The organism is Pseudoalteromonas sp. MMG007, assembly GCF_018100985.1.
Lineage (GTDB): Bacteria > Pseudomonadota > Gammaproteobacteria > Enterobacterales > Alteromonadaceae > Pseudoalteromonas.
On sequence record NZ_JAGJEI010000007.1, the window covers coordinates 22,412 to 40,283 of the forward strand.

The 17,872-nt window shown below is 37.0% G+C and carries 15 protein-coding genes; 11 read left to right on the top strand and 4 right to left on the bottom strand.

Annotated features, from left to right (window positions below; translation table 11 throughout):
* The first annotated feature begins 189 nt into the window (after window positions 1–189).
* The 3 genes from J8L71_RS10135 (at window position 190) to J8L71_RS10145 (ending at window position 5,417) form a co-directional block, all read left to right on the top strand.
* On the top strand, window positions 190–2,745 hold the full coding sequence (locus J8L71_RS10135; protein ID WP_211000443.1) for a UvrD-helicase domain-containing protein: 2,556 nt from the start codon (window positions 190–192) through the stop codon (window positions 2,743–2,745).
* 195 nt (window positions 2,746–2,940) lie between these two features.
* The gene (locus J8L71_RS10140) at window positions 2,941–3,054 is read left to right on the top strand and encodes a hypothetical protein (RefSeq protein ID WP_211000444.1); all 114 of its coding nucleotides are present in this window, start codon (window positions 2,941–2,943) and stop codon (window positions 3,052–3,054) included.
* 92 nt (window positions 3,055–3,146) lie between these two features.
* Window positions 3,147–5,417, top strand: coding sequence for a GGDEF domain-containing phosphodiesterase (locus tag J8L71_RS10145; protein WP_211000445.1), 2,271 nt, complete (start codon window positions 3,147–3,149; stop codon window positions 5,415–5,417).
* A 191-nt stretch (window positions 5,418–5,608) separates the two neighbouring features.
* Here the strand turns inward: J8L71_RS10145 and J8L71_RS10150 are convergent, their stop codons facing one another.
* Complete coding sequence (locus J8L71_RS10150; protein WP_211000446.1) at window positions 5,609–6,010, bottom strand: hypothetical protein; 402 nt, start codon at window positions 6,008–6,010, stop codon at window positions 5,609–5,611.
* A gap of 4 nt (window positions 6,011–6,014) precedes the next feature.
* Entirely contained in the window at window positions 6,015–6,926 is a 912-nt protein-coding gene (locus J8L71_RS10155) for a zinc dependent phospholipase C family protein (protein WP_211000447.1), read from the bottom strand.
* Between the two features lie 331 nt (window positions 6,927–7,257).
* Here J8L71_RS10155 and J8L71_RS10160 point away from each other — a divergent pair, with 331 nt between their 5' ends.
* The 5 genes from J8L71_RS10160 to J8L71_RS10180 all read left to right on the top strand — a co-directional run bounded on the left by J8L71_RS10160 (window position 7,258) and on the right by J8L71_RS10180 (window position 13,098).
* Window positions 7,258–8,916 carry a cyanophycinase gene (locus tag J8L71_RS10160; protein WP_211000448.1) on the top strand — a complete coding sequence of 553 codons (1,659 nt, stop codon included), beginning with the start codon at window positions 7,258–7,260 and terminating at the stop codon, window positions 8,914–8,916.
* Between the two features lie 119 nt (window positions 8,917–9,035).
* The gene (locus J8L71_RS10165; protein WP_211000449.1) at window positions 9,036–9,284 is read left to right on the top strand and encodes a hypothetical protein; all 249 of its coding nucleotides are present in this window, start codon (window positions 9,036–9,038) and stop codon (window positions 9,282–9,284) included.
* A 426-nt stretch (window positions 9,285–9,710) separates the two neighbouring features.
* Complete coding sequence (locus J8L71_RS10170; RefSeq protein WP_211000450.1) at window positions 9,711–10,970, top strand: tyrosine-type recombinase/integrase; 1,260 nt, start codon at window positions 9,711–9,713, stop codon at window positions 10,968–10,970.
* A 210-nt stretch (window positions 10,971–11,180) separates the two neighbouring features.
* Window positions 11,181–12,437, top strand: a complete 1,257-nt coding sequence (locus J8L71_RS10175) for an ATP-binding protein (protein WP_211000451.1) — start codon at window positions 11,181–11,183, stop codon at window positions 12,435–12,437.
* On the top strand, window positions 12,430–13,098 hold the full coding sequence (locus J8L71_RS10180; RefSeq protein WP_211000452.1) for an RloB family protein: 669 nt from the start codon (window positions 12,430–12,432) through the stop codon (window positions 13,096–13,098). The genes J8L71_RS10175 and J8L71_RS10180 overlap by 8 nt, the downstream gene beginning before the upstream one ends.
* Before the next feature lie 29 nt (window positions 13,099–13,127).
* Here J8L71_RS10180 and J8L71_RS10185 read toward each other — a convergent pair whose 3' ends face one another.
* A complete protein-coding gene (locus J8L71_RS10185; protein ID WP_211000453.1) occupies window positions 13,128–14,009 on the bottom strand; it encodes a site-specific integrase in 882 nt (293 codons plus the stop codon).
* The gene (locus tag J8L71_RS10190) at window positions 14,002–14,223 is read right to left on the bottom strand and encodes a hypothetical protein (protein WP_182702478.1); all 222 of its coding nucleotides are present in this window, start codon (window positions 14,221–14,223) and stop codon (window positions 14,002–14,004) included. Before J8L71_RS10190 ends, J8L71_RS10185 begins: the two co-directional genes overlap by 8 nt.
* A 1,130-nt stretch (window positions 14,224–15,353) precedes the next feature.
* On the opposite strand from J8L71_RS10190, the gene J8L71_RS10195 reads away from it, so the two are divergent.
* The 3 genes from J8L71_RS10195 to J8L71_RS10205 all read left to right on the top strand — a co-directional run bounded on the left by J8L71_RS10195 (window position 15,354) and on the right by J8L71_RS10205 (window position 17,745).
* Window positions 15,354–15,590 carry a helix-turn-helix domain-containing protein gene (locus tag J8L71_RS10195; RefSeq protein ID WP_004587264.1) on the top strand — a complete coding sequence of 79 codons (237 nt, stop codon included), beginning with the start codon at window positions 15,354–15,356 and terminating at the stop codon, window positions 15,588–15,590.
* A gap of 89 nt (window positions 15,591–15,679) precedes the next feature.
* The gene (locus J8L71_RS10200; protein WP_211000454.1) at window positions 15,680–17,023 is read left to right on the top strand and encodes a hypothetical protein; all 1,344 of its coding nucleotides are present in this window, start codon (window positions 15,680–15,682) and stop codon (window positions 17,021–17,023) included.
* 65 nt (window positions 17,024–17,088) lie between these two features.
* On the top strand, window positions 17,089–17,745 hold the full coding sequence (locus tag J8L71_RS10205; RefSeq protein WP_211000455.1) for a hypothetical protein: 657 nt from the start codon (window positions 17,089–17,091) through the stop codon (window positions 17,743–17,745).
* Window positions 17,746–17,872: the final 127 nt, after the last annotated feature.

Here is a 17,872-nt window from a genome sequence, read left to right on the forward strand (position 1 = left end):
TTGTATTATTGCATATCTAACTATCTATAAATGTTTAAATTTGTTAACGGGTGTAATAAAAAATTTAAATAATAGATCTAAATAGAATCTTAGCGTTTTATTAACGTATTAAAGCCAAGTTTACAACGCTAAATGCAATCAAAAGAATATGTTACAATTAAACCAAAGCATGTATTGATATTGAGTATTATGGCGCAGTATATCGCTACACCGAGTTGGCTAGGCCGTTTTTTTACCCGCATTAAATACGTAAGTATTGAGCAAACAGAACTAGTAGTGCACTTTAAACATGCGCAAACACGCCGCTTTTTAATTAAAGACTTCTATAATTTTGCCGTAGTAAGTAACCGCGTATTTAGTGCTAAAATAATCTTAAGCGACGATCGCAACACATCCATTAGCTTTTTAAATAAAGCGCAAGCTCACGTCCTAAACTCTGCAATTAACAATCAGTTTTCGCAGTTGCTTGAACAAAAGGTTAACAACGCTAAAGCAGTATTAAAGCGTTATGCTTTAGATGAATTCTTACGTGATAGCTCCCTAAATACACTCAAAAACAATGTATTTATGCTATGTGGTCATTACAATAAAAGTAAAAATACATGGCTTGAGCATTTATCACCCGCCAGTATTAAATTTTTAAATATACTTAGTAGCACGCCTAATAATGCTCAAGCAGTGGCATTACTGCGCCAAAAATATGAGCAAAAACAACTGACTCTTAGAAATGATTTTTTTAATAAAATAGAATCTAATCCACTCACTACAGAGCAGCGTTTAGCGGTAATACGCGATAACGATAAAAACCTAGTGTTAGCCGCTGCGGGTACAGGTAAAACATCTGTCATGGTGGCAAAAGCATTAAATTTAATAACCAGTGACATTGCAAAACCTGAGCAAATTTTAGTGTTAGCGTACAACAAAAGCGCTGCTAACGAACTTAAAGAGCGCTTTATTAAACGCGCGGTACAGGCAAAATTACCCTGTAAAACACCGACAATTTTAACGTTTCATGGTTTGGGTCTAAAGTTATTACAAAGTGCAAAAAAATCGGTTGAACTGTCAAAATTTGCAACCGATCCAATATTATTAAATGGTTGGCTTACCCAGTGGGTGAGCAAAAAACTACAAGCAGACCCTAAATTTTTAAAAACATTTGTAGATTTGCTGCACGAGCCTATAGATATATTTAGCTTTAATAATAATGCAGAGTATGAGCGATACGTGCGCGGCAATGAATATAGCAGCTTAGCGGGTCATAAAGTTAAAGGTTACCAAGAACTGTTAATTTCTAATTGGTTGCATTTACACTCTGTACCGCATAGGTATGAAGCGACTTACCAGCCTAATAATACTTTGCAGCTGCAAAGCAGATACCAACCAAGTTTTTACATTTCGCAATACAATTTATATTTAGATCATTTTGAAATTGATAGACGTGGTAATACGCGTGCCGACATAGATAAAAAACACTATATTGAGCAAATAGCGTTTAAACGTAAACTACATAAGCAAAATGGTACTACGTTACTTGAAACCTTTCACTATAACTGGCTTGAGGGAAAGCTTGAACAAACCTTAGCTAAACAACTAAAGCACCATAATGTTGAGCTTGTGCCTTTGAGTAGTGACAAAATATTTCATACCTTAAATAACTCTGGGCAATTACAACAAGGGGTTGATAAATACATAAAATGTTTGCAAGCCATTAGGGTAGAGCAATTATCTCACCAGCAAATAGAGCAGCGAATAAAGCAAAGCGGTATTAAAAACTATAAGCAATATGCGGCCTTTTTAATGCAAATTCACGATGCGTATGTAAATGAACTAAGCACTCACAATAGTATTGATTTTGACGATATGATTATTCAAGCAACTAAGGCTGTAAAAAATGGGGATTTTAATGTTTCATGGAGCCATATTTTAGTTGATGAGTTTCAGGATATATCAAGCGCGCGGATGGCGTTTTTAAATGCAATTATTAAACACGGCAATGGGATACGCTTTACAGCTGTGGGCGATGACTGGCAGGCTATTTATAGGTTCTCGGGTGGTAATTTAGCGCTAACAACACAATTTAACGAGCTTGTAGGTAACCATTCTCTTACTATGCTACAAAAAACATTTAGGTATAACAACAGCATAAGTGATGTGGCAGGGCGCTTTGTAATGCAAAACCCAGAGCAATATAAAAAACACATTATTACCCACACTCAAGTAATTGCACCGCAAGTTATTTTACTCGACGACTTATACCAAGGGACTAAATCAATCGAGATAAAAGTACAGCAAACAATACGTACCATCGAAAAAAATGACGCCTCAGCCAGTATTGCCATACTTAGCCGATATCGATACATGCTAAACGGTGTTCAACAGCATTTAAAAGGTAAAAAACACACTAACCCACTTTATTTTTGGACGCTGCACAGCGCAAAGGGACTCGAGGCCGATTACTGTATTATTATTGGTTTTGAGCAAGGTAAGTTAGGGTTTCCAAGTGATAACCAAAATAATTTGCTGGTGGAGTCGTTATTACCAAAGCAAGATAGCTTTACTCATTCACAAGAGCGCCGATTACTATATGTAGGTATTACGCGCGCAAAGCATAAAAGTTACTTAATTGCTGATCCTTACGCTTGCTCAGCGTTTGTTAAAGAGCTCATTAACGACGACTACCCCATTCATATAGCATCTGATCTTTTCAAAAAATCGCAATTGCAGCAAAGACAATGTGTAACGTGAAGTGATGGATTAGTTACACCTAAATCGGGTAAATACGGCGACGACTTTAGCTGCACTAATACTCAGCTGTGTAAGACCAACTTTAGAGTATGTAAAAGCTGTAAAAGTCCATCGGTTGATCAAGCTACACATTCCCAATGTACAAACCATGAGTGCCAAGCACGCCAACCTATTTGTGAAAAATGTGGACGCGAAATGCGCTTACTTCAGTCAAAGCATGGTGAGTTTTTAGGATGCAGCGGATATGCTTTAAAAGAGCACAACTGTAAAAATACCCGAAAAGTAAAAAATAATGCATTTTCTAATTAATCGAACTTAAAGTTAGTAATGCATCGTATTTGTTTGATTTTAACGATTTTAAAATGTTTAATTAACTATTGAGCTTTTACTTTTTATTAATTATGCATTTTCTTAATAAGTACTTTTTGCTGTCTGATCACTATACCCATGACAATGAGGTTACTCATTGGCGGGTTAGCGCATTGCGTATTATTTCCACCTTAGTGATGTTGCTATGCTTTGGCGTAGCGTGGCATACATTCACAACGGCTGTAGAGCTTGACCTACTTCACATAGTAGTACTTACCTTTAGCTTTTTAACTATTTCTGCCGGTTTAGTCTTAGCCAGCAAGCGTTTTTATAAGCAAAGTGCGCATGCTTTGTTAGCTGCGATTGTAATTTCCAGTCTTTGTATGAACTTATTTTTAACCGATCTGGAGCTTGCTAAAGTGGGCTCTATGTTTATGTATTCCTGTCCCATAATTGCACTGATGCTAATTGGTAACCGAACGGCCATAGTTTACGCCGTACTAAATACAGTCCCGTTTTATATGATTATTAATAATATAGACCTATCAAGTGTTACGGGTATAGCTCAGCAGCTCCCAAGCGCAAATTTGTATATAACCGGGCTTATATTCTTATTTTTTAATATCTGTATTCCGTTAGCAGTGGCCAGGACAATCGTCGCTGCAAAGCGATTAAATAAGTCGATGAGTGTGGCCAACTCACTATTAATAGATAAAAACGAGTTATACAAAACATTTTTTACCGAGTCAGATAAAGCTAAAATTATTGTTGATGAACATTTTAATATTACCGATGCCAATAGGTGCGCCGACAATTTGTTTGCTGTCAATAAAAAGCAGATAAGTAAGGGCATTAATATAACGTCGTTAGTTCCTGAGCTAAACCTTAAAACAAATAATATGAGCCAGGTTCTACAGCATAAAAGACGATTTTTAAGGGCTAATTACTCACTAGCCATGAATAAAAATTATCGGGTGTTTGAATTTTATGACTGTACTCAAGAGCAAATAATTAAGCAAAATTTAGCCAATATGGAGCAAGAAAACAAACGGCTAAAATACCGCAACCCACAAACAAAGCTCCCTAATAAACATTGGTTCGAAATGCAATGTGATCGCTTAATTACTAAATATCAACGCGGCTTTTATATTGTTGTTACGCAAACAGCTAATAGTGAATATTTAAAATTAAAACTTGCGCAGCAAGACTCTCAGGCACTTTTAATTAATGCATACAAACGTTTAAAAATAATGCCAGAGGGGCCTTTTTTGTGTGCACATATTGGCGCAGGTAAGCTTGCTCTTATTATTGGTACTCAATCACATGAAGAGTTAAAAGCTAAAATTTTACCAAGTATTAAGCATACGCTCGACGAAACATACAAAATTAACAATGAGCGCTGCCAGCAAAATTTTATGTTTGGTTATGCATGTTACCCGCAGCATGGGCAAAACAGTGCTGAGGTACTTACTAATGCAAGTAGTGCACTTAAACATGCTAATAAAAGCGAGCCTTTAAGTGGCTATGATGAAAAGCTTTCACAGGCTTTTTTAGAAAAGTATGAAATATCAATGCTCCTCGACGAAGCACTTTTACAAGGCGACTTGAATGTACATTATCAGCCTAAAGTAACTGCAAGTGGCGAGTGTATCGGCTTAGAGGCACTTGCTCGTTGGGATAGCCCTATACTTGGTGTTGTATCGCCAAGTGTGTTTATTCCTATCGCTGAAGAGTACGCAATGGTTAGCCGATTAACTGATCTAATTATTCAAAAAGTATGTTCGCAAATAGCCGATTGGAGTCAAAAAGGGTTACCCACTGTACCAGTGGCAATTAATATTTCACTGCTTGATTTTAGCCAAGCCGACTTCATGTCGAAGCTAGTGAAATACTTAGCTGATTTTAATATAAAGCCCCACCAAATAGAGTTAGAGCTGACCGAAACATCATTAGAGGCAAACCAGGCGCACTCATTAGAGCTAATGAATACACTGCAGTCGTGGGGTTTTATTATTTCGGTGGATGATTTTGGTGTTGGTTATTCTAATATAGCGCGTCTTGCGGAGTACCCAATAAATAAGTTAAAACTAGACCGTTCTTTAATTAGTCAAGTAACTACCTCTTCAAGGCAAAAGAGCTTAGTAAAAGCGGTGCACGTTATGTGTGAAGAGCTAGATATTAAATGTGTCGCTGAGGGCATAGAAACACCAGAGCAAGTCGCCATAATGGCACAAATGGGATGTAAAGAATTTCAGGGTTTTTACTTTGCCAAACCAATGCCGGCTAAAAAATTAGAGACGCATATTAATCGCGAAGGGTTAATGTTCAGCCATGCTAGGCCTAAAGAGTCAAACACCATTTAATATAAATTTTATTAAATGGTGTTTAGTATTTAACCTGAGCTCTGGATAATAAATCTATCTCTCGCAGCTATTGACCTGTAAATTCGCCTTGTTTTCACTGAAACTCTCTGCCTAGAGAAAATAAACTTAAATATCATTATGATAAAATACGTTAGTAAATCTCTTAACCAGAGTTCAGGTTATTTAAATGCTCAGTTACAAAGCTTTTGAGCATTTGCAGTAACCTCGCATTTTTGCGCTTTTTTAGCCTGCCAATGCTGTATGTCTGATTGCGCTGTACAGCCTACATCTTCAATTAAGGCTGAGTTTTTATCACACAAAAGTAATACCGCATTATTTTTTTGAACGTCAACGATAAGTGTATATGTGTCAAAAGGTGCAAGCTTGCTTAAATCGTTATTTATAGCGGCCATTAACAGGGCATCGGTTGACTCAAATTTTGTATCACTAAATTTTAATGTGCCATCCACCGCAGTAGCTATATCTTTTAATTGTGAGGCGAGGTCGCTCATTAGCTCAGGGCTTTTGTTTTGCGATGAAGTCGTGCATCCCATTGCCAAAATTAATAATGTGGCTAAAAGTGAGTGTTTCATATTATTAATTCCATGCGGTTAAGTTATTTTGATCGTCGTAACCTGTGTCTAGATTCCAATTTTTAATAGCGTTTAGGTCGGTATCTAAAAATACAGCGTTAGTAATAATGCTTATGTAATGCTGAATATTTTTTACCGCAAAATCAAAAATAGCATCGTAATGCATAAGATTTTTAGGCGTATTTAATTGCTCAATATAAGTTGGGTCTATTTCATCAGGGCGAGGGTAAAATAAGCCCTTATCGGCAGCAACGTGCCTTGCAAATGCAAACAAGCGGTAGCTTTCTTCTACATTATTCACCACAGTCTGAAAACCTGTATGCCATGTATTAAAGTTTGGTGCATGTTTGTTATTATAATTAGGGTGAATGCTTGTTAGCGCATGCTGCCATATATTTATTATGTCAGGATCAAAATTTCCCAAGGAGTCAGTACACGACCCCATGTTATGTTTTATTCGATCGGCGTAGCCAATTTCACCTAAATTTAAGCGTTGCCATATATAGGCATCTTGATTCATTTCGCAGGTTCTGTGCGCGGTTTTATTTTGCTCATACGGGCCTACCTTTAACTCAACAACGGGGTGAATTGTAATATCGGCTGCAACATGTGCCATATAACCACACAGCCATGCAAAACACTTTTCAAATGCCTCGCCGTTTAATGTTTTACAATACTCAACCATTACTTTTATCAAATCGCCTGTGCGCTCGTAATGCATTAAATCGGCCCATGCATTTTGCGAGGCTTGCGCTATTGCTAAATAAGGGTAGTCGGGGGCTACACAGCCAAGCTCAACATAGGCTTGGCGCTGAGTCAAAATTAGCTTAGCTTTGTTAGGAATATCGATGTTTGTGAGAGAATTCGTTTCGGTTGCAATATTAGCCGCCGTTATATGGGCAAAAGCACCTGGCATTGTCATATCCTTATGGTTTTAAGAGTACTTACCTTAACATAAGTAATACATATACATCAGAGGCGTAGTTTTTCAATTGGTTTAAATACCCTAGATAGAAAATCTAGCTCCTCATTAGAAAAGTCCATATTTCACTTTCGTCATAATAAAAAATCCACGCTATTTTAAATATTGCATTTGGTCAATAAACTAATTGTTTTAACTTGCTTAGTTTTTTATTACCTAAATGAAAATCAAAAATACTAGAACTCTTCTTTTAAATAGGTATTTAGCCAACGTTAGCATACTGATAAACTAAATAAATATTACTAGTAACACTATAGAGAATTTTATGCGTACTTTGTTTTTATCAAATATGCGAACACGCCTTTTATTTACTTTACTCCCTGCTTTTTTATCATTAAATACAGTTGCGCAAGAGCAAAGCCAAACACTCATTTTAGTAGGCAGTACATTGGATGTGTGTAACAGCAGTAACGCTAAAAACTGCATAAATAGTCAGCAAATTAAAGGCAAGCAACACAGTTGGTTTAAAGTAACGAAGGCTAAAATAAAACAAATAAATTTAAATTGGCCAACTAATAATACAAACAATAAAAGCGCTGCAGTACAGTCATTAACTAAAATGCTTAATAAAAGCACTAAGTCACTCTCAAAAAGTGATTTATTATGGCAATGGCGCGATATAAACAACGAAGGGCTAAATAGTTTATCAAAACAAGAGTATAACTTTGTGATTGATATGCTAGAGGAATTTAAAGCTGACAAAGTACAGGTTAACACCGCATTAAATGCTCAAAACAGTACTAACAATATTTTGCAGTTTATATCGGGCAGCTTAAAAGTAAATAACCCCAATCCAAGCATGCTTGTAGTTACAGCATCTAGCAAAGACCCATACAGTACAGCTAATCGTTCTACAGCTCTTTTTGATTCAACAAATATCAACACTCAGTGGTTAGCGCTTACCCCTGCGTTAGTCAAAGCAATTACAACAAATAGCTGTAATAGTCTACCTGCACTTAGGCAAAGCGAAATGGGCGTTTATAACCGAGACGTTGTTTACCCTGAGCAAACAAAAATTGAAATGGCACTGTGTAAAGGTGGCGTACACGCATTAACTAGCCTTATAAAAAATAGTACAGGCGTTATGTTTAACGATGGCGATGTAAGCCTTACTCGTAAAGTATTATTCGATCAAAACAATAACCCATACCCTTGGACACAAGCACTGCAATCTCGCCCTGTAATTGTAGGTGAAGGGGCTGGCAGCTTAGTACAAAGTGCAGCCGCTAAAAGTAATTTAAATACTGCAATTGTTACAGGCGGCTCAAGCCTTGGGGCGCTGCGAGGTGACAAAGCCACTAAGCAGCAACAGCTTACTTATACCACAGCTGGCGGCTTAGGTAGTTTTAATTATGGGCTGCTCGATAGCCAATTTAGTGAGCAAAACAGAACGCTTAGGCTTGCAACACTGCTAAGTAAAGCAAGCACAAAAGCCAAAAGTGATGAGCAATTACAGCAAGGCTTTGGTATTGATGAAAATACCGCTTTGGTGGCTATTAAATCACCTGGGAGTAATTTAATAACCGTATTAGGCAGTGGTGGAGTGGTGCACTTAACAACAAACACTCAAGGTAAAACGCAAGGTACTAAAACGATTTACAACTATTCTTACTGGCCAGCTGGTAGCGTAATAGATATTAAAAATAATAAATTTAGCTTAAGTGAGCGCACTGTGAATCAATCACTGCCAAGTATAAAAATTCCTCCGCTGCCAGTGCAACGTTTTGGCGGTATTTTGTATGACTCAAAATTACGCTCACTCACACAAGCAATGTGCTTAAGCCAAGAGCAAAGCACGGTAGCCCAACAAGATGAGTTTTTAATTGGTTTTAGTAGTACTGAAAATACAACCTATTATCGCGTAAATGCAAAAGAATTTGGCTGTGCAATAAGTAACTTAAATTTAGCACTTAGTATGTTTTAAAATATATAGGCGCTGCATTCAAAGCAAAGGGTTTAAGTTTGCTTAAGTGCCCTATAAAATATGACTATATTAAATTATATGCTTATCCCTTTAATAAGCACGACTAACAAAGAGCTTTTATGAATAACGAACACGACATGATAGATAACTTAGCAGACCTTGAAGTTTTTTTACTCGCTGTAGAAAATGGCGGTTTAGGTTTAACAGGCGTTGCAGGCGTAGGAATGGCTACAAACAATAAAGATGGCAGCCACTTTGTCGCTGTATTTGACGACCGTCAGCAACTTTTATTAGCTCGCAGTGTTACTAAAGATGTTTTTGATAATGGCAAAGACATGGTGCGTAACGGCGTAGGGCGAAAGCACTAAATTTATTAATCTGAATTCAGATAAGTTATAAATTTTTAAAGCGCTAAAGGCGCTTTTTCGTATTTAAATGCAAACTAAGGGAGATTTCAGTTTAAAATATCATTTTATTGGAGAGAAAATTAGTTATTACTGCATTAAATATGAGAAATTTGGAATAGTTACTTTAAGGATTTAATTGGTCGGTATGGAGAGATTCGAACTATCGCCCCCTGCCACCCCATAAAAATTACCTGTGTTCTTTAGTGTACAAAAGTGGCTTAACGTGTCCTATCGTGAAGTGTTCAAAGTTATTGTAACTCATTGCTATTGAAAGGATTGTGCTTTTAAATTATACCTAGTGAATGAACGTGAAGTTTAGTGAACTAAAATCAGCTCGTGCGATAAATGTGCGACAAAAGTTTTGGGTTAACTCTAGGTGTGCGAAAAATGGCGTCAATTAAAGTAAAATTAACTGAATCGATACTCAAAAATATTCCCTTGGAAATTACCAAAATCAATGACACTGAGATCTCCGGTTTTTATCTCAATGTTGGAAGGCCAAATAAGGAGGGTAAACGCTCACAAGTATATTATCTGTATTACCGCCTTGGAGGCCGAGGTTCAAGAGAAAGAAGGTTAGCCCTAGGCAGCTCATCGGTAATAACAGTGAGTGAGGCCAGGCAGCTTGCTAAGCAATATATTGGTGATGTATCGCGTGGTATTGATGTTTTTTTACAAAATAAGAAAGCAGCGCAGATTGAAAAGCAAGAAAGCGCTTTACCGACAATTGCTGTGCTTGCTAATGAGTTTATTGAAAGAGATATTAAAGCTAACCGTAAAGATGTAAAGCCTGTTATTAGAATGTTTGATAAAGACATTTTGCCCTTTATTGGTAATTACAAACTTAAAGAAATAACCCGCCGTGAAATTTTCGAAAAGGTGCTTGATCCAATAACAGATAGAGGTGCTAAAACGCAGGCGAATAAAACACTATCCATTCTAAAACAAATGTTTAATTTTGGTGTTGAGCGAGATTTAATACAAGGTAATCCCATCAGCACAGTGAAAAAGAAAAGCGTGGGTGGCCTAGAAAAGTCGCGAACCAGAGCGCTCGAATTTGAAGAGGTTGTTCAAGTATTTGAGCGCCTACCGAAGCTAGGTATAAGCCAACAAGTTATATACGCACTGAAGTGTATTACTTTAACTGGTTGTAGGCCAATAGAAGTCACAGGCGCACAGTGGCAAGAGTTTGATTTTGATAAGATGATATGGACAATCCCTGCCGAGCGCGTTAAGCAAAATAAAAATGGCGAGAGAACCCATAAAGTCCCGATTACTCAAAATATGGTAATTTTGCTTGATGAACTTCGTGCAGCATTTGGCTACCTCAATTCTAAATATGTATTCCCGAGTACAGCAACCAATAAATCAGGCCCAGGTGAACAACCGATTGACAGGCACTCACTGTCACGATCTATAAGTCGGAAGTTAGAGCAACTTGGAGTACCAAAGTTTGTACCTCACGATTTAAGAAGAACCGTAGCCACTCGGTTAGGTGATGCAGATATTGGAGCTGATCCCATAGTGATTGAAAAAATTCTCAACCATCAATTGCAAGGTGTGCAGGGGGTTTATAACTTGCAGGAATATATGATTAAAAGAGTAGATGTGTTGAATACTTGGGGAAAGAAACTCTATCAAAACTGAACGTTTCCTAAAAGTATAAACATCTGCATATAAGTAGTGCTTCCATTAAGAAGCCAAAGCAATTACTATGAACTCATTAAACGCTGTAACTTAGTTTTTTGGGGTAAATGCCCAAAAAACGCTATTATGGGAACCCTGGAGGGTCTAAATATGATACTTCGCTTTGGTTGTAGTAACTTTAAGTCAATTAGTGATTACCAAGAGCTTTTAATGACTGCGACAAATATCAAGGAGATTGAGCAACATAACGTATTTCACCCAGATGGTATACGAGAAGGAGTTTTACCTATTACGGCCATATACGGTGCAAATGGAGCAGGTAAGACAAATATACTTTCTGCATTAGCCTTTTTCGTTAATAGTATTCGCCTGAATACTAAGCGTGATTTCTCTGACGTATCTATTCCGAAATTTAAGTTGGATACGGAGTTTGAGAATATTGATACTGGATTTGATATTGATTTTTATCTTAACGGTAAACATTACCATTATGGCTATTTAGTTAAGGAAGGTATAGTTCAAAGCGAATGGCTTTATTTATTTTCATATAAGAAAAGAATGTCTCGAACTGTACTCTTTCATCGCGATGCAGAGGCTGATGAAGAGTATTACTTTAGTAAAGAGTTTAAGGGTAAAAATGTAGCTATATCTGAAATCACTTCTTCGAGTACATTATTTTTATCTACAGCTGCTAAAAGTAACCATGATACAGCCAGAGAGGTTTTTGAATATTTTGATGACTGCTATAACTTTCGATTCAGAAATGGAAATAATGAAAACTCAATAGCCAAAAAGATACTTGAAAATGATTTAAAAAAGGATATTGGAAACTTTTTATCGTTAATTGATATTGGGGCTGTATCTTTAGATGTCAAAAAGCATAAATTAGAAGATGAGCAAAAAGAGTTAAAGGAAGGGTTAAGACAAGCTTTTATTTCACTTCTTAATACTAACGAAAGCATTGAATTTAAGCTCGGTGATAACGATGAATCTGTTGAATATAATTTAAGTATTTCTAGGAAGAATAGTGAAGGAGCTATCGTTAACTTTAAATATGGTGATGAAAGCTTAGGAACAAGATCTCTTATTTCACTTTTAGCATCAGTTTTTCTTATTTTAAGGAATGGGGGAGTCTTCATAGTCGATGAACTCGAGTCTAGTCTACATACTCTATTATCCTTGAAAGTTGTTGAGTTATTTAATTGCAGTAAGATAAACTCAAAGGGCGCTCAACTTATTTTCACAACACATGAAACTCAACTTTTGAGTTACTCAGGTTTTAGAAAAGATGAGATATGGCTTACTGAAAAATGCGGAAATGGCAGTACTAAATTAGCCCCACTATCTGACTACGCAATACCAAATAAATCTAATGTACGTAATGGCTATTTAGACGGTCGTTTCGGTGCAATTCCTTTCCTAGGGTTGATCGACAGTTTTGAAAATCTATGGGGGAGTAATGGGTAGGAACTTTAGACAAGCTAGGAGCATAAAACGTAAGGCAGGCTCTATTCAACCAAAGATTAAGATAGTCGCATTCTGTGAAGGGAAAAACACAGAGCCTGATTTTATTAATGGATTTAGTAAACTCCATGGTAATGGGCTTGTTTTCGTTGAGTGCGTTAGAGCTGCTGGAGTTCCAATGACGCTAGTCGACGCTTGTTCTGAAAAAGTAAAAAAATTGAACAAACTAGCTAAGAAAAGCGATGACCCTTTAGATAAAAACTTTCAAGTTTGGGGAGTTTTTGATAGAGATGAACATCCTAATGTCGCAGCTGCATTTGATAAAGCACGAGCTAATGATGTACGAGTTGCTTTTTCGAACCCTTGTTTTGAGCTTTGGCCATATTTACATTATAAAATGCAATCTGCTGATATACACCGAAAGGAAATGCAGAAAAAATTAGAACCGTTAATGAAAAGTTATGATAGTAATAATAGTAAGGTTGTCTGCCCTTTCGAGTTGGACTTAGCCGGTGACTATGAAGAAGCTAAAGCTCGCTCTATAAAACTTAGACAGAACCATCAACAAGTAGGAATCGAAGAGATAGAACAGAACCCCAGTACAAATGTTTATGAGCTATTTGACCTAATAATAGAAAATGGTAAGAAAAAGACTTCTTGTTAGTTATCTTTACACCTGAAATATGAATTAGTTTAGGTTAGATATACAACTGTAATTTCCGGCCTAAAATGCCCCATCTCTTGTGAAACGGCCTCTAAGGCCGTTTTATATTTAAAACCTAGTGCATGAAGCTCAACCATTCTTTCTTGAGCATAGCTGTGCCTCAGGCCGTGTGCGCCAGTTGAAAATAGTAGGGTGCGGTTAGAGGCCTTAGAAAAAGAATCAGACCATTTTTTACCACCACCGATATCATAATGCTGCAAATAGTTAATTTCTCTATCGGTGACTGTGATAGGTTGCTTGAGCTTTTTAGCTTCTAATTGATCAACAAGATGGTTTGGTATTAATACATGGCGTATCAAGCCGCCTTTACCTGCTACAGTGTATAGCTCACCACTTCGGCCCTGCCATTTCGAATCTAGGGCTGGGCGGTTATTTGGCGGTCTTTCACTTGCTTTAGAAAGTGTTAATAGTTCATGGGCTCTTAAGCCTGCGGCGTAAGCAAGTTGTGTTGCTAGTTCGTGTTTAACAGTTTGTCGTCGAGAGATCGCCTGAGCTTGTTCAGGTGTGTATGCACGCGAACGTTTGATTTCTTCTAATAACGACTTTACTCGGTAAAGAGTCTGTTTTGGTTGTAATTTGCCATTGAATTGCATCATCGCTTGTATTGCTTGGCGTTCCATATCTAAGGTTTTTTGACCAACAATTTCAGCTCTGTAATCGAGATACATGCGTGCTTGCTCTAAACTCATCGCCTGAATGCCATTAATCCCGATATCTTTTGCCCAGCTAGCAACCGTCTTAAGTGACTGCATATAGTTTCTGGCAGTACCTAGAGACTTTATACGCTTTGTTTTAGTTAGTCCTTTGATAACGTTTTTAGCTTGCGTTTCAGCTTTAGCAAATTTAGGCATTCTTATCAATCCATCGTTTTACAGTTGTCCAATGCACTTTCACCCCTCGTTTAGCTAGCCAAAGTTGAAGGTCAGATTTTGTAGTCCCATTTTCATAAAACTTCCTAAGCTGGTGTTGGTATTTGTCAAGCTTTGAAGGTTTATGCCGTTTTTTAGTACGTAGCTTTTTTAGCTCATTTAATTGTTCGATTTCTTTATTCAGATCAAAAGTCATGTCTATCTCCAAGGTTGTAAGATTAACTGGCAACTTAGTTACTCAGCGACACTGAAGCCTATTCGCCCCTGTTTTTCGCACATGCGAAAGGCTCGGACCGATCTCGCCTTAATGTATTTCCTCTTTACGTGAAAAACGGCAGCAGAAAGCGCCGACATTACGCCTTAAATGTGGCGTGAGACATGACTATTAAATTGATATGAGTGAGGGTCCTCACTACGTGTTGTCGGCAGCTGAACAGCGCCGTTTTTAGTAAATGCCTAATAGGCTATTTCAGTATTAGGTTAGCGTTAAAATTGATTCTGTGCAATCTGCAAATAAAAACCTGCGCATAAGACATGCAAAACCAAGCCCCCCGCTATGAAGCGAGCGATTTATCGCTTCGACATAGCGGGGGGCGTAGCCCCTTTTAAAAGAGGAGGCATTTGCTCATGATGCCTCAGTTTAAAAGGGCTTGGTTTTATGAAGTTTAACCAATGGCATATACTCAATAAGAACCCAGATTATAAGCGATTGGGAAGTTTATATGGGTCCATTGATAGTGAGTAATATACTCATCATTAGCATAGTTATATTTTTCGCAGTCCTGTTTTATAGAAACAGGCAAGCCATAGTTAAAAGGAAAAGAGAATAAAATGAATCATCATAGCTCTATACACAGTGAGTCAGAAACGACAGCCAGCAGCAGAACTAGAAAAGTGTCAAATAGTCGGCTTAGAAAACTTACGGAGGGGTTAACTGAAACTCGACTTGAAAAGTACATCGCTTTGGCGTTCCTCGAAAAGTTAATTTGGGAGCATGAGGATCAAAGTATTAAGCTAGCAGCATTAGAATATTGGTTTAAATTGGTAGGTGAGGGACAGCAAGTTAATAGTTAAAGGATAAAAAAGCTTTAGAGGTAAAGCTATCCTCTAAAACAGCCCTTGAAAGTTCACGTTTCATCATTTATATTCATTTGTACGCACATTAAGTGCGTTCCTGCGAAGGGAGTCACTTAGGTGACATTAAAAACAGGCGCCTTCAGGCTGCCTTCAATACGTAACGAGGAAACTTATGAAACCACTTTAACGTGGTGATGTCTTGCGCATCCATAACGCCCTTCGCTTTCATTTACGTATTGGAGAGCGAACATGCCATCATCAGAAATCTTATCAATTAAAGAGCTATCAGAGCTTTTACACCTATCTACAGGCACAATTAATAATCGTCTTAGCGCCCAGCGTAAGGCTATTGAGTCTGGAAAAGATGCCAATCTATATCAAGTACAGCGTTTAGCACCACCTTCAATTAAATTGGGACGAGTTCGCTTATTTAAACGCGAAACAGTTGAGCAATGGCTTGCTCGATTTGAAGGAGTGAAGATGTAATAAAGGCGAAAGGGGCAGCTTGACCGGCCACACCCCAACCGCACTTTGCATCTTCAAATTATATGCTTGCCTTAATAGAAAGGCCACCTTTGTCGTGGCCAGAGTACGCTATTGCCTATCCAAAAGACTTTTTTGAATTGGTAGATTTTCATTCACCTAAATATGTAAGGAGCTTATTTAGCCATAATCATGAATCTAAAACCAAAACTTTTCTGTTAGGGAATAGTAAGTCTAAAAGAGTTACAGATTTAAAAACTTTTAAGTGTAAAACAAGTCGATTCGTACAAGGAATATTGAATCGTGAGAGTGAGGCAGTGAATATCTATTTTAGTCCAAATGAATTTTTTAATTGGCCTCGAGAGAAGGGCTTAGCCCTGTTCAGAGCAAACTGGCTCGATATAGATATTACAGAAAAACTTGATGTACCAATTGTACGTAGCGTAGAGAAAAGAGTGATTAAAGAGGTGCTAAAACAAGTTGAGGCTAGTTTGTTGCCGCCACCTACCGGTTATGTGTGCTCTGGCTCTGGTGGGCTTCATTTATATTGGATATATGATCCCGTCGATGCAAATAGTGTGAATAAAGAGCTCTGGAAGAAAATAGCTAATACGCTTGTCGAGCAATTAATTAGTAAAGATGGTTTATGGTTTGTCGATAAAATGGCTTCAAAACGAGCCTATGGAAATTTACGAATACCTGGTTCAGTACACGGAAGAACCGGAATGCAAGCAAGGTATTTTGGTGGTGGTTTTAAGTATAAATTTGATGAGTTGATTAATTATCTGAATCTGGGAAAGTTTTATAATGAGCTAAAACTAAAGCAAGAGGAAAAGCGCGTAATTGAACTACCATTTAAGCCTCAAGCTAAAAGGGGTAATTCAAAAACGCCAAGGCGTTACGGACATAATATTAAAGAGTGGTGGTTAAAGTGTATCAACACGATTCAAAATCATTTTTATAAGCAAGGAGCTGTGCCAAAGGGTAAACGGGACAAAGCCGCATTCATTTTGTTTGTTGCTTTTCAGCACCTGAATAAAAACACTGCATTTGAAAAGCTAACAAAAATAAACGATGAGTTAATTGGTTTATCAATGGAAGAATTGATTAACTTGACTAAAACAGCAAAAACTACCCACTACAAATACAAAAAAGAAACATTAGCTGATTACATGGAGGATCTACTTGGCTTGAGTCCTGAATATTTAAATACAAAACCTAAAGCTAAATTATCAAAGGCTGAAATCAAGGAAAGGCAAAAAAAAGCAGCTACAGAGACTGCGGTTAAAAAGCGAAGTAATTCACAGCAGCTTGTTAAGAAAACAGTTAAGGAAATAACCAAAGAAACAGGGAAAAAACCAACTCAAAAGGAAGTTGTTTTTAGATCAGGCCTGAGCCTAACAACAGTCAAAAGGTATTGGAGTAATCTTAAATAGTTTTGCTTATTTGAAATGAAAACTTATAGTGTCCTTTGATAGTTAAAATAAAAAGGTTTATTTAAATGGATATAGAGATGAAGGACAACTTTGACCTACTTTTTTACATAAAACGTGAATTGCTTACATTAATACAAGGGTGTTTGATTGCAATATTTTTCTTATCTGTAACTGCTGCTGGAAGCTATTCAAGTTATGAAGGTGAGAAGTACATACACTTATTTGAGGCTTTATTGGGGTTTGATTATCTATTAATGGGAACAATTGGCTACACGTTTTTTCTAAGTGTTGCTTTAATTAAGCATGAAGCTAAAGCTGATATCTATAGAAGTAAAGTTTTTTGGTATGCTAAAAATCTATTACTTTTTCCGGTGATTGGGTTTATTGCGCCCGCTTTGGTTTTTACAGTTATTAATTTATTTTATCACTTTTTAGTATCTGATAATTTAGATGAGATTGCTTTAACTCATTGGCCATTAGTTATAGCTGGTATGGTAGCAGCTTATATTTTTCTTATTTGCTTGCCTTCATTTATTAACTGGTTAGGTATCAAGCCATCAGAAAGTAGCGCTGGATTTGCTATTATGGGGGCATGTATCTTGTTAGTTATATTTATTACGGAAAAGCTATTCTTTGGTTCAATCTATTCATTTTACATATTTATATTTTTTATTTTCATCCTTTTAGGATGTATTTTTTATCTTATTAGACGTAGAAGGTAGTTTAAATTACTGAATTTTTATGGTGCCATTAGCTCTATTCCTATATATCCCCCCCAATCAGAATCATAAAGTAGAAAATAAATCAGATTAAAAAGCGTGCGATAAATGTGCGATAAATATTTAGAAA